The organism is Trinickia dinghuensis (assembly GCF_003367175.1).
GTDB classification, from domain to species: Bacteria; Pseudomonadota; Gammaproteobacteria; order Burkholderiales; family Burkholderiaceae; genus Trinickia; species Trinickia dinghuensis.
In genome coordinates, this window is sequence record NZ_QRGA01000010.1 from 140250 (window position 1) to 153487 (window position 13238).

The following is a 13238-nucleotide window of genomic DNA, read 5'->3' on the forward strand; positions in this document are numbered from 1 at the left end:
GGATTCGATCCGATGAAAGCCCTGAACCGCATCGTCGAAGCCGCGCGCATGTCGCCGATGCGCGTCGTACTCTGCGAGGGCGAAGATCCTCGCGTGCTGGCCGCCGCCGTGCGCGCCAGCCGCGAGGGCGTCGCGCGCATCGCGCTCGTCGGCAATCCGGACGCCATCCGCGCCCTAGCGCAGAGAGAGACGATCGCGCTCGACGAGAGCGTCGTACTGATCGATCCGGCTGCGTCCGATTTGCGGACGATATTCGTCGACGAACTCGTCGCGCTGCGCGGCAGCAAAGGCATGACGCGCGAGATCGCGCAAAACGAGGTGCTCAAGCCGCTCGTGTTCGCGGATTTGATGGTGCGGTGCGGCTATGCCGACGGATCGGTGGCGGGCGCCGTCCACACGACGGCCGACGTCGTGCGCACGGCGATTCAGCTGATCGGGTTGCAGCCTTCGTTCAAGCTGGTCTCGAGCTTCTTTTTGATGATGCTGTGCGAGCCGTTCCACCGCTACAAGGGCGGGCTCATCTTCTCCGACTGCGCGCTCGTGGTCGATCCCGATGCGGCGCAGCTCGCAGAGATCGCGATGGCCGCCGCCGACAGCGCGCGCAGCCTGCTGATGGAGGAGCCGCGCGTGGCCATGCTGTCGTTTTCGACGAGCGGCAGCGCGCATCATGCGCACGTCGACAAGGTGATCGAAGCGACGCAGCGCGTGAAGGCGTCGCGCCCCAACCTGGCCATCGACGGCGACGTCCAACTCGATGCGGCGATCGTCGCGGAAATCGCCGAACGAAAGATCGAGCACTCGCAGGTGGGTGGCCACGCGAACGTGCTGGTTTTCCCGAACCTCGATGCCGGCAACATCAGCTACAAACTCGCTGAACGGATCGGCGGCGCCAAGGCGATCGGCCCACTGCTGCAAGGGCTGCACTACCCGGCCAACGATTTGTCGCGCGGCTGCTGCGCCGAGGACATCTATTACGTAATCGCCGTGACCGCCGTGCAAGCGCAAGCGGCACACGATCGCGCCGGACATCATTCGAGCGCGCCGCATGCGGCGTGAGGTCATGCGGAGCCACTAAAGTGAGTGACTCCGCAACTCGGTGACTTCAGCGACCGCAGCGACTTCAGCAATGTGATGGCACACCACGCGGCGCGCTAACGGCGCGCCGCAATCCATTTCGCGAGACCTACGACTCGCGCCATATCGAGTTGCGCCGCCGGATCGAGCGCCGCGCAATGCCGGTAGAACAGCGTCGGATCACGCCCAATCCCGAGGCCGATCACTTCCACATCCTTCAGCGCCTCATGCCGCGCGAGCACATCCTTCAGATGAGTGTCCAGGTAGGACTCGTCGTTCGCCTGCACGGTCGCCGCATCCATCGGGCTGCCGTCCGAGATCACGACGAGGATACGTCGTGCGTGCTCATGCAGACGCCCACTCGCCCGCTCCGCAAGCCGCGTACACGCCCACTCGACGGCCTCGCCATCCACGCCTTCCCGGAACAAATCCGCCTTGAAGAAGGCGGCGATATCGGTACGGGACCGCCGCCAGCTATCGGCCGCGCTCTTGAACACCATATGGCAAACCTCGTTCAGCCGCCCCGGACGGGACGGCCTTCCGCGCGCAAGCCAATCGAGCCGCGCGCGGCCGCCGTTCCAGGCCCCGGTCGTAAAGCCGAGCACCTCGGTCGCCACCCCGGCCTGTTCGCACGCGCGAACGAGGACATCGATGAGCATCGCCACCGGTGCGATATGCGCTTTCATCGACGCCGAGCAGTCGGTCAAGAAACCGACCACGCAATCGCCGCGCGGCCGCACGCGCTCTTGCGTGAAAACGCGCCGCTCGGCGGGCGAACTGATGATTTGCGCGAGGCGTCGGCCGTCGATGCGCCCCTCCTCCTCGCCGAAGGACCAGCCGTCCCGTTGCGGAACGGCCAGGGCCGCTTGCAGCACGCGCGCGATTCGAGCGACGTTGATGCCGCTCGCCGCGATGCGCTCGTCCAGCTGCTCGCGGTATTCGCGCAGCAACGCCGAGCGCACGAGCGCGCCGGCTCGAACCTCGCGGTCGTATTGCGTCGTGTAGACACGGTATTCCCGCGATGCACCCGTTAGCCGGTTCTCGTTCGCCGTCGCACCGGCCGTCGGCGCGTCGCCCGATTCGTCGACATCGACATCGAAATCGACCCAAAGCGAGAACGACGTCAACGCGTCGTGAGGCTTGCGTGCTTTTTCGCCGTCACCATCGGAGGCAAAGGCGGCGGATGCGTCATCAAGCATCGACGCCACGTCCCGCGCCAGCTCGCACGCGTCATGCGCATAGGCGCGCTGGTCGAACCGATGCTTGCGCATGCCGGCTAGATGCCCGCCGATTGCCGGCACGATGCCGGCGCGCGTAGCCTCGATCAGATCTTCGGTCTCGTCCAGCACGGGCCAGCCGGTCACGCGCGACCAAACGACTTGCACGACCGTATAGATGAGAATGCCGAGGTGATCGTCGGCCAAGCCCGCGCGGCTATATGCCCGCAGCCATGCTTCGAAGCGATGGCGCAGGTTCCGCGCAAGACCGTGCATACCCGGCAACGCCAACGCTTCGCACCGCACCTGCTCGAACATCTCGAACAAAAGACGCTCGACAGGTTGGCCGGGCGCCATCGACCGATGCAACGCCGCGTCGGAATGCAACAGGCGTACCGCGGCGCCATCGGCCGCCCCGCGCAACGAAGCGAGTTCGTCTTGGTACGGATCGCCCTGCAGATGCGGCGCGTAGAGCGGCAACGGCCGCGATTGCCGGCACAAGCGGCCGCCGCGATAGTGCAGTGCGGCATCGCCCGTCAACGCGCGCACGGCCGCCGCGCATAGCGTCTCCTTGAGCAGCGCGGTGGATACCGCTTCCCTCGGCGCGGTCATGGGCGCGACGGCGGCGCATCCCCGCCCAGTTCGCCATCCGGCGGCGAGCCGCACAATTCGACGCCGAAGCAGCGCTGGTAATACTCGGCAACAATCGGCCGCTCGGACTCGTCGCACTTGTTCAGAAACGTCAGGCGAAACGCGAGTTCGGGATCGCGGAAGATCTGGCAGTTCTCGGCCCAATTGATGACGGTCCGCGGCGACATCAGCGTGGACAGATCGCCCGCGGCGAAACCCTTGCGCGTCAGTGCGGCCATGCCGACCATCGATTCGACCAGCGCGCGGCCCGCGTCGTCGGCCATTTCCGGCACGCGCGCGAGCACGATGCCGGCCTCTTCCTCGGGCGGCAGATAATTGAGCGTGGCCACGACGTTCCAGCGGTCCATCTGCGCGTGGTTGAGCATCTGCGTGCCGTGATAGAGCCCGTTGAGATTGCCGAGCCCGACGGTATTCGTCGTCGCGAACAGCCGGAAGAAGCGATGCGGGCGAATCACGCGGTTCTGATCGAGCAACGTAAAACTCCCGTCACGCTCGAGAATGCGCTGTATGACGAACATCACGTCAGGGCGGCCCGCGTCGTATTCGTCGAAGATCAGCGCGACCGGCCGCTGCAGCGCCCAAGGCACGATGCCTTCCTGGAATTCGGTGACTTGGCGATCATCGCGCAAAACGATCGCATCCTTGCCGACGAGATCGAGCCGGCTGATGTGGCCGTCGAGATTGACGCGCACGCACGGCCAGTTCAATCGGGCCGCAACCTGTTCGATATGGGTCGACTTGCCGGTGCCGTGCAGGCCCTGGATCATCACGCGCCGGTTTCGCGTGAACCCGGCCAGAATCGCGAGCGTCACCTCCGCATTGAAGCGGTAGGCAGGATCGACGTCGGGCACGTGATCGTCGCGCTCGCTGAAGGCCGGCACCGTCAGCGCCGAGTCGATGCCGAAGCGCTCTCGCACCGACACCATGCGATCGGGCGTTTCCTTCACGAAATCCGTCGTCACAGCGTCCTCCTCGTAACCGCGTCCATCGCATGAACATTGACTGAGCTACACAACGACACAAACCACAAAATACGGTACAAATCGTATCGCTTTCTTTTTACCTCAAATAGAACCAGCGAGTCAGCTTCGACTGGTACAGCGCCGCCTATTTCGATCGTTTTGAGCCTGAATCGACACTTTCCGTTTCAGTTTGGCCCGATGCGCAGGCGTTGCGCTTGCGAACCGCCCCGCCATCCGCGACATTGACGCGAAAGCCATGCACTACCGCGCTGCGGTGTCTCGCATGGATCGTCAGGAGAGTCAGGAGACGCTGCTCATGGAACTCGAAGTCGACTATCTGATCGTCGGCGCGGGATCGGCCGGATGCGTGTTGGCCAATCGCTTGAGCGCCGATCCGCGCAATCGGGTCTTGCTGCTCGAGGCGGGCGGTCCCGATACCAATCCCTGGATTCACGTGCCGGTGGGCTATTTCAAGACCATGCACGATCCCGAACTCGATTGGTGCTATCGGACCGAGCCCGACGAAAACGTCGCCGGACGTCAAATCGATTGGCCACGCGGCAAAGTACTGGGCGGGTCCAGTTCGCTCAACGGCCTGCTCTACGTGCGTGGGCAGCGGGAGGACTACGACCGGTGGTCGGCGCTCGGCAACCGAGGCTGGCGTTACGCCGACGTCCTGCCCTACTTCAAGAAGTCCGAGGATCAGGAGCGCGGCGCCGATGCCTATCATGGCGTAGGCGGCCCGCTGAAAGTGTCCGATCTTCGCTTGCGCCGCCCCATCGCCGATCGCTTCATCGCGGCCGCCCAGGAAATCGGCATCCCGCTCAATCCCGATTACAACGGCGCGAATCAAGAAGGTGTCGGCTACTTCCAGCAAACCGCTCACAAGGGCTTTCGCTGGAGCACGGCAAAGGGATTTTTGAAGCCGGCGCGTGCGCGCGGCAACTTGCGTGTCGAAACGCACGCGCAAGCCTGCCGGGTTCTCTTCGAAGGCAACACGGCCGTTGGCGTCGAATACCTGCAGCACGGCGAGCGCAAGACGGCTCGCGCACGGGCCGAAGTCATCCTCGCATCGGGCGCGATCGGCTCGCCGCAAATCCTTCAGCTCTCGGGCATCGGCCCCGAGAAACTGCTGCAGCGTGTGGGCGTCCCCGTGCATCTCGACCTGCCCGGCGTGGGACAAAACCTGCAAGATCATCTGCAAGTGAGGCTCGTGTTCCGTACCCGCGAACGCACGCTCAACGACGAGGTCAATCATCCGCTGCGTAAAGCGTGGATCGGCATGCAATACGCGCTGTGGCGCACGGGCCCGCTCACACTGGCCGCGAGCCAGGTGGCCATCTTTACGCGCTCGAGCCCGGACGTCGATCGCCCCGACATTCAGTTCCATATGCAACCGCTCAGCGCCGACAAACCCGGCAAGGGTGCGCACCGGTTTTCCGCGTTCACGTCGTCCATCTGCCAACTGCGGCCGTTCAGCCGTGGCCACATCGAAATCGGTTCGCCCGATCCGCTGGCGTATCCGCTCATTCATGCCAACTATCTGTCCGACGAACGCGACCACCCGATCGTGATCGGCGGCATCAAGGTCGCGCGCCGCATCGCCGCCGCGCCTTCGCTCTCGCCGCAAATCGTTTCCGAGTTCGTCCCCGGCTCGCAGTATCGGAGCGATGCCGAACTGCTCGACGCCGCGCGACAGTTCAGCCAGTCGATCTACCACCCTGCCGGCACCTGCAAGATGGGCAGCGACCCGCTCGCGGTCGTCGACGACCGGCTGCGCGTGCATGGCATTGCACGGCTGCGCGTGGTGGATGCGTCGATCATGCCGGAGCTGGTTTCGGGCAATACCAACGCGCCGGTCATCATGATCGCGGAGAAAGCGGCAGACATGATTCTCGAAGACCATGCATCGCAAGCCGCATCGAAGCAGGAAGCCGCGGAAGCCGGCGTCTAAATCCTTGCCGGGCAAGCGAGCTAGAGCTAGCGATCGCTCGCCCATAACGCCTCAAGTACAAAACCAAGCGGCTCGTCCCACATGAGACGAGCCGCATTTCGAGCTGTGCGCCGCCGCGCGTTCAGCGCCACCAGCGAAGCGGCCGGCGCAGCGTATGCCGCTCCATCCGCACCGTCGGCACGGTATCGAGAAACGCAAACGCGCCGCCTTTCACGCTGCCCTCGCGCCGCTCGCGCCGCTCGCGCTCCTCGTCGGCTTCGACGGTGCGGTCGGTGTTGATGAACAGCGCCGCGACGATGCCGAGTGCGAGCAAGCCCGCCGACACCGTGAACGGCACGTTGTAGTTGCCCGTATGTTCGATCAGATAGCCGAAGGCAACCGGCGAGATCATCCCCGCGATGCCGAAGCCCGTGTTCATCATCCCGCCCGCCGTCCCGGCGTATTTGCCCGCGATATCGAGCGGCAGCGTCCACAAGACCGGATTCGTGATCTCGAGGAAGAAGAACGAGCCGGCCAGCAGCCACACCGCCGTCAACGGATTCGACACGGAAATCATCGGCAGCAAGAACGCTAGCGAGCCGCCCATGCCGACCACGAGCACCGCGCAGCGTGCGAAGCGCAGCCTTCCGGTGACTTTGAAGATCCGGTCCGACACCACGCCGCCGAGCGTGTCGCCCACGACGCCCGCAAGCAAAGGCAACGCCGTGAAGAGCGCGAGATGTTTGAGATCGAATCCGCGCGACTCCTTCAGATAGGACGGCAGCCACGTCAGATAAACCCACAGCAGCCAGCCGTAGCAGAAGTCGACGAACGTGACGAGCCACATGCCGTGAATCAGCTTGCGCCAGGGGGTCGCCATTTGCTTGGCGCGCTCGCAGTCTCCGGCGCGATAGCCGATCTCGGCCGTTTCCTCGGACGTAATGCGGCGATTCTGCTCGGGCGAGTTCGTGAATACGAAGAGATAGAGGACGGTCCACGCCAGGCTCGCGATACCAAGCAGGATGAACGCATCGCGCCAGCCGCCCGCGAGCACGACGGCGAGCACCAGCGGCGGCGTCACCGCGCCGCCGAGGCGCGCGAAGCTATGCGTGATGCCCTGCGCGAAGCCGCGCTCGCAAACGGGCATCCAATAAGTGAAGGCCCGCGTGGCGGTAGGAAACGCGCCGCCCTCGCCGATGCCGAGCGTGAAGCGCAGCGCCACGAGCATCGCGACGCTGCCGGCGAATCCCGTCGCGAACGTCGCCGCGCCCCAAATCAGCGAGAGGACCGTCAACACGAGCTTCGGACCGAACTTGTCCGATAGCCAGCCGCCGACGATCTGCATGACCGCATAGGGGTACGCGAACGCCGAAAACACGAGGCCCAGCTGCACGGTCGTCAGCCCCATCTCGTGGCGAATCAGCGGTCCGGCGACCGCGATGTTCACGCGGTCGATGTAAGAGATGAAATACATGAGGCACATCACCGCCAGAATGATGTGGCGCGTCTTCACGCGCTGCGCACGCTGTTTCATGGGTTGTCTCCTACTGTCTCTTTTGTGATGACTGGATGTCGACGACGGACCGCGCGATAGCACGATGGGGCGCCCGGCTCGTCAGCCGGGCGCCGGCGCAATCAACTTCAGCCGCTGAACCTTTCCCGACGGACCTCTGGGCAGTTCGCTGACGAAGCGGATTTCCTTCGGTGTCTTGTATCGACCGAGTTCGCGCAGGCAGTGAGCGCGCAGCTCGTCGGGACCGGGCGCGCCGGCGCCGTTCGCTTCGCGCAGCACGACGAAGGCGACGATCTCCTGCCCATAAGCGGGATCGGGCACGCCCACCGCCGCGGCATCGAGTACGCCCGGATGGCGCAGCAGCGCCTCGTCGATCTCTCTCGGCGCGATGTTTTCGCCGCCCTTGATGATCAGTTCCTTCGAACGGCCGTTGATGTAGAAATAGCCGTCGTCGTCGCGATAGCCGAGATCGCCCGTGCGCAGCCAGCCATCGGCCGTGAAAGCCTTTGCGGTTTCCTCCGGGCGCTTGTAGTAGCTCCGCATGACCTGATCGCCGCGCAGCACGATTTCGCCGGGTTCGTTGGCCACGCACTCGCGGCCTTCGCGATCGATCACCTTCGCCTCGCCGCCCGAAGGCAGTCCAACGCTGCCGATACGCCGCCGGGCCGGTTCGTAAGGATTGCTGAAGACCGGCGCGGCCGTTTCCGTCATCCCCATCGTCTCGACGATGCCGATACCGAAGCGCGCTTCGAACGCGCGATGGTGATCGCCCGGCAGCGCCGCGGAGGCGCTGCGGCAAAACTTGAGCGCCGAGAGATCGAAGCCGCGCGGCGCGTCGCCGTTGAGCAGGTAGGCGACGATGGTGGGCACGACGTTGATCCAGGTGCAGCCGAAGCCGGCTACGTCGCGCCAGAAGGTGCGTGCCGAGAAGCGCGGCGTCATGACCACCGAGCCGCCGTGATAAAGCGGTGCGAGCAGCGTCACGACGAGCCCGTTGATGTGATAAAGCGGCAGCGATGCGAGCACACGATCGTCGGGGCCGAGCCGGTGTTCGACGCTGATGTTCCGTGCGTTCGCCAACAGATTGCGGTGGCTCAGCAGGACGCCCTTCGGAGCGCCCGTCGTGCCGGAGGTGTACATCAGCAAGGCGATGTCGGTTGCCTCGCAGGGGGCGTTCGAGACCGATGCGGTATCGGCTTCGTCGCCCGCGCCGGCGCGTATCGCCGCGGGTGCTTCTCGGAACGCAAGTTCGAGTTCCGGCAACGCGGGCATCTCGATCGCATCGGGTGCGGTACGCACCAGCGCGACCGCTCGCGTCGCCCCCTGATCCTGAAGTTCCGCGCAGATGGGCGCGATCGCGTCGAACGTTTCGTCGCACAGAAAGACCATGCGTGTGTCCGAGTGCTCGACGATATAGCGCAGTTGCGACGACTGACACAGCAAGTTCAGCGGATGAACGATGAGCCCGCTATACATCGCGCCGAGCAGCAGCGTGGCGGTTTGCATGCCGTTGCCCATGAACACGGAAACCACGTCGCCCGGCTGCAATCCCGCGCGACGAAAGCTCACCTCGAGCGCGCGGCAGCGCTCGCGCAACATGCCGAACGTGACGGCGGAGCCGGCTTCGGTCCCGCCGTCGCCGTCTTCCGAGGCGCTCAGCAAAAACGGCTTGTCTGAATATTCGGTGGCGCGCGCGTCGATCAGCGCCCGCACCGTCGTGGGCGTGCTCATCGACCGACCCTCCTGAAGTAATCGCCCAGCAGCGCGTCGACCTCCGGCACGTGCTCGGCCACCGGATAGGCGATGCGCGTGATATTCAGGTAATGATGGAAATCGAGGTTGCCCGAAAAGTTGTTGCGGCCCCAAGTCCCGCATCCCATGGAGAGCGAGAACGGCAGACCGTTGTCGAAGTTGCCGCCCGTCGCGAGACAGTGCGCCTGATTGACAATGACGCGCGCAACCGGCAGCCGCTCGCCCAGATCGAGAGCAAGATCGGTCTGGGCCGTATGCAGCCCGACGGAATGGCCCGCTCCCATGTATGCATAGATGTCGCGCACGATGTTCGCGGCATGCGCGAAGTCGCGGGCGCGATAGACCGTGAGCACGGGTGCGAGCTTTTCTCCGGAGAACGGGTGATCCGCACCGAAGCCGCGCTCTTCCACCATCAGGAATTTCGGCTCGCGCGAGGCGAGTGCATCTAGGCCCGCTGCTTGTGCGATCCGCGTTGCGGATTTTGCGGTGCAGCGTTCGGAGAGCTTGCCGTCTTGCCACATCACCGCTTGCAGTTTCGCTTTCTGCGCGGCATCGAGCAGCACGCCACCGCTGCGTCGCAGTTCGTCGAGCATGGCGTCGTACACCGCCTCCTCGATGACGACGCTGTTTTCCGACGAACAGCTCGTCGCATTGTCGAAGGTCTTGGACAGCGCGATTTTGTGCGCCGCATCGCGCAGATCGGCTGAGCGCTCGACGATCGACGCGACATTGCCCGCGCCCACGCCGAAGGCCGGCGTCCCGCTCGCATAGGCCATGCGCACGTTCGCCTGCGAGCCGGTGGCGACGACGAGATCCGCTTCGCGCATCAGCGCGGCGGTCGCGGCCTTGCTGACGGGCTCCGGGAGCACCTGCACAAGCGCCGGATCGAGACCGGCCTTTTCGAACTCGGCGTGAATGAAATCGATCAACAACGCGCATGACGAATAGCCCTTCGGCGAAGGCGCAACAATGACCGCATTGCCGCACTTGAGCGCGTTCACGATCTTGTTTGCGGGCGTGGCGCCCGGGTTCGTGGACGGTGTGACCGCCGCCACCACGCCCACGGCGCGGGCAATCTCGACGATCCCCTTGACCGGATCGCGCGCGATCACGCCGCAGGTCTTCCGGCCTTGCAGATCGCGCAACAGCCCGAGGGTCTTGCGAAAGTTCTTGCGGAATTTGTCGTCTGCGTTGCCGAGACCCGTGTCGCGCACCGACAGCTCGGCGAGCCGACGATTGCGGGCGGGCTCCATGATCGCCCACGCGGCGGCGGCGGCGGCCGTATCGAGCACCTCTTGTCCAGCGAACTCGAAAGCGCGCTGCGCGTCGCGTGCGCGGGCAACGAGTTCGACGATACGCCTTGCCGCCTCGTCCGCCGGCGCCCCGGCGGTTTCGGCTGCAGTAGCCCTGACGTTCATACGCTGCACTCCCGATCGAATGAATTAGCGGTACTGCCAATCTATTCGCCGGAAATACGGTGCGAGTCCCGTTTCCCGACCATTCGTCGACTGCTTTGAAACGCGCAGCGAAAACCTCGAATTTCGGGACTTTCCCGAGTCCCGAAAACCGCATGTTCGGATACACAATGCAGTCATCGGCAGCGGCTCGACCGCGAAGACGAGGAGACACGATGTCGACGTCGAATCAATCGAATGCGGCGGCGGTGCGCGCGTTTCGCGTGCTCGAAACGCTGGCGGAAGCGGGCGGCCCGCTCTCCATGATGGAGCTCGTGAATACGCTCGGCTTGCCGAAGCAGACTGTGCATCGCATCCTCGTCCAACTGACCGACGCATGGCTCATCACGCGCGGCGCCGGCGACAAACGCTACGAATGCTCGCCGCGCGTGCGCATGCTGGCCGTCAACGTACTCATGCACGCGGGCCCGGCCGCGGCGCGTCACGTGCTGTTGGAGCAATTGGTGGCGAAGATCGGCGAGACCTGCAACTTGACGATGCTGTCTGGCAACGACGTCGTCTACGTCGACCGCGTCGAAACGGAATGGCCGCTGCGGATGCATCTGCAGCCGGGATCGCACGTGCCGCTGCATTGTTCGGCGAGCGGCAAGCTCTTGATCAGCTTCCTGCCGAAGGATCGACGCGAACGGATGATCGAGACGCTGCCGCTGCGCGCCTATTCGGAGCAGACGATCACCGACCGCGACGCCCTGCGCAAGGAGTTGGCGACCACGCGCCGGCGCCGGCTCGCGATCAACAATCAGGAGCATCTGCAAGGCCTGATCGCGATCGCGGTGCCGGTGATGCTCGACCGGAACCGTGCCTGCGCGGCGATCGCCGTGCAGGCGCCCGTGGGGCGCGTGACGCTTGGCGATCTGCTTGCGTTCGAGCCGGATCTTCGGCACGCGGCCGAAGAAACGGCGAAGACTTTCCTAACCTGAGCGCGGCGCTAGGGGCGTACCGCGCGGCGCGCGTCCCGACACACCGACGTGCCGCCGTGCCGCTAGGGCGAACCGCACTGCACGTACACCGCCATACGCCGCTTAGTCGTTTTTCACGAAATGCTCACCGCGGGTTTTTCGCCCGACGGCAAGCGCCCGCCTCGACCTCGTTCGATCGCGCGCGCCGAGCATGCCGATACGATCGCCGAAAACAACACGTAGGCGCAGACGGTCCACCATTTTCCGCCGCTGAACTTCCACAGCGCGGTGGCGATGATCGGCGTGAGGCCGCTCGCGAAAATGCCCGAGAATTGATAGACGAAAGAGATGCCGGTATAGCGCACGTTGGGCTCGAACAACTCGGAGAACAGCGCGGCCTCGGGCCCGTAGACCATCGCGTAGCAGATGCCGAACGGAATCACGATCGCCAGCCAGATCAGCATGGTGTTGCCCGGTTGACTTTCCATCAGCCAGAACGCCGGATAGGCCGACGCGCCGCAGATGAGCGAACCCCACATGTAGACGCGTGCGCGGCCGATCCGATCGGAGAGACTGCCGAACAGCGGAATGAAGAAGCACATGACGAGCGCGGCGATCATCACGCCGAGCAGCGCGTCGGTGCGATCCATCTTGATGTGCTGGGTCAGATAGCCGATCGAGAACACGGCGAAGACGTTGAAGAACACGCCGTCGATGTAGCGTGCGCCCATGCCGACGAGCAGTTCGCGGCGGTAGTTGGCGAACATCTCGGCGAACGGCAGCTTCGCTTCGCGGCGCGTGCGCTTGAGTGCGGTAAATTCGGGCGTTTCCATGACCTTGAGCCGGATGTAAAGGCCGATCATGACGAGCACGAGCGATGCGCCGAACGCGACGCGCCAGCCCCAGGCGAAGAATGCTTTCTCGGACAGCAGATGCGAAACTGCCGCGACCATGCCTGAAGCGAGACACAGCCCGATCGACAGGCCGATCTGCGGCAGGCTGGCATAGAGGCCGCGCTTGTTCGGCGGCGCGAACTCATAGGCCATCAATACGGCGCCGCCCCACTCGCCGCCCAGCCCGATTCCTTGCAGCACACGCAGCGACAGCAGCAGGATCGGCGCCCAGATGCCGATTTGCGCGTACGTCGGCACGAATGCGACGCCCGCGGTGGAGATGCCCATGATGAAGAGCGTGAGGATGAGGGCCGATTTACGTCCGACGCGATCGCCGAAGTGCCCGAAGAGCACGCCGCCTATGGGCCGCGTGACGAATCCGACGGCGAAGGTCGTATACGCGAGCATCGTCGAAACGAGCGGATCGCCAGTCGGGAAGTAGAGCTTGTTGAAGATGATGCCGGCCACTACGCCGTAAAGGAAGAAGTCGTACCACTCGACAGTCGCGCCAATCACACTAGCCAGTGCGACGCGGCGAATCATGCGGGAATCGATGCGTGGATCAGAACTCATGAAACGGCTCCTCCAATAGATGACCGTGCCGCGCATTCGCGCGTGCAGGATGGGGCCCCTCGATCGTCTCCTCCGGGGGCGTTTGTCGTACCGCGTGGTTAAGCGCGATGCGGTCGGTCGTTTCTATTTACTGAGCCGAAAACGGCAGTTCAAGGGAATTCCGGCACCCCTGGCCGTTCTGGGACGAAAGCGGGAAAAACGTTTCAGTTTGGGGGCGGTATTGCAGGGTTTTGTACATGAATGAAGCGCGGGCCGTGAGTGCGTCAACACTCACGGCCCGCGGACATTGGACTTAG

Annotated in this window: 9 protein-coding genes; 3 read left to right on the forward strand and 6 right to left on the reverse strand. The window is 64.4% G+C overall.

The window, feature by feature from the left end:
- Positions 1–12 precede the first annotated feature (12 nt).
- Positions 13–1056, forward strand: a complete 1044-nt coding sequence (gene pta, locus DWV00_RS18785) for a phosphate acetyltransferase (protein ID WP_115535102.1) — start codon at positions 13–15, stop codon at positions 1054–1056.
- Positions 1057–1151: 95 nt separating this feature from the next.
- Here pta and DWV00_RS18790 read toward each other — a convergent pair whose 3' ends face one another.
- Together DWV00_RS18790 and DWV00_RS18795 are read right to left on the reverse strand one after the other, a co-directional pair.
- Positions 1152–2903 carry a cobaltochelatase CobT-related protein gene (locus tag DWV00_RS18790; protein ID WP_115535103.1) on the reverse strand — a complete coding sequence of 584 codons (1752 nt, stop codon included), beginning with the start codon at positions 2901–2903 and terminating at the stop codon, positions 1152–1154.
- A complete protein-coding gene (locus DWV00_RS18795; RefSeq protein ID WP_115535104.1) occupies positions 2900–3904 on the reverse strand; it encodes an AAA family ATPase in 1005 nt (334 codons plus the stop codon). Before DWV00_RS18795 ends, DWV00_RS18790 begins: the two co-directional genes overlap by 4 nt.
- A gap of 316 nt (positions 3905–4220) precedes the next feature.
- On the opposite strand from DWV00_RS18795, the gene DWV00_RS18800 reads away from it, so the two are divergent.
- Positions 4221–5858 (forward strand): GMC family oxidoreductase, encoded by a 1638-nt coding sequence (locus DWV00_RS18800; protein ID WP_115535280.1) that lies wholly within the window; start codon positions 4221–4223, stop codon positions 5856–5858.
- A 121-nt stretch (positions 5859–5979) separates the two neighbouring features.
- Here DWV00_RS18800 and DWV00_RS18805 read toward each other — a convergent pair whose 3' ends face one another.
- The 3 genes from DWV00_RS18805 to sauS all read right to left on the reverse strand — a co-directional run bounded on the left by DWV00_RS18805 (position 5980) and on the right by sauS (position 10520).
- Positions 5980–7371, reverse strand: a complete 1392-nt coding sequence (locus DWV00_RS18805) for an MFS transporter (RefSeq protein WP_115535105.1) — start codon at positions 7369–7371, stop codon at positions 5980–5982.
- Positions 7372–7452: 81 nt separating this feature from the next.
- A complete protein-coding gene (locus DWV00_RS18810; protein ID WP_115535106.1) occupies positions 7453–9081 on the reverse strand; it encodes an AMP-binding protein in 1629 nt (542 codons plus the stop codon).
- Positions 9078–10520 carry an acylating sulfoacetaldehyde dehydrogenase gene (gene sauS, locus DWV00_RS18815; protein WP_115535107.1) on the reverse strand — a complete coding sequence of 481 codons (1443 nt, stop codon included), beginning with the start codon at positions 10518–10520 and terminating at the stop codon, positions 9078–9080. Before sauS ends, DWV00_RS18810 begins: the two co-directional genes overlap by 4 nt.
- Before the next feature lie 212 nt (positions 10521–10732).
- Here sauS and DWV00_RS18820 point away from each other — a divergent pair, with 212 nt between their 5' ends.
- Positions 10733–11497: an IclR family transcriptional regulator gene (locus DWV00_RS18820; RefSeq protein WP_115535108.1), complete on the forward strand. Its 765-nt coding sequence runs from the start codon at positions 10733–10735 to the stop codon at positions 11495–11497.
- Positions 11498–11610: 113 nt separating this feature from the next.
- Here DWV00_RS18820 and DWV00_RS18825 read toward each other — a convergent pair whose 3' ends face one another.
- Entirely contained in the window at positions 11611–12942 is a 1332-nt protein-coding gene (locus tag DWV00_RS18825) for an MFS transporter (RefSeq protein ID WP_115535281.1), read from the reverse strand.
- Positions 12943–13238: the final 296 nt, after the last annotated feature.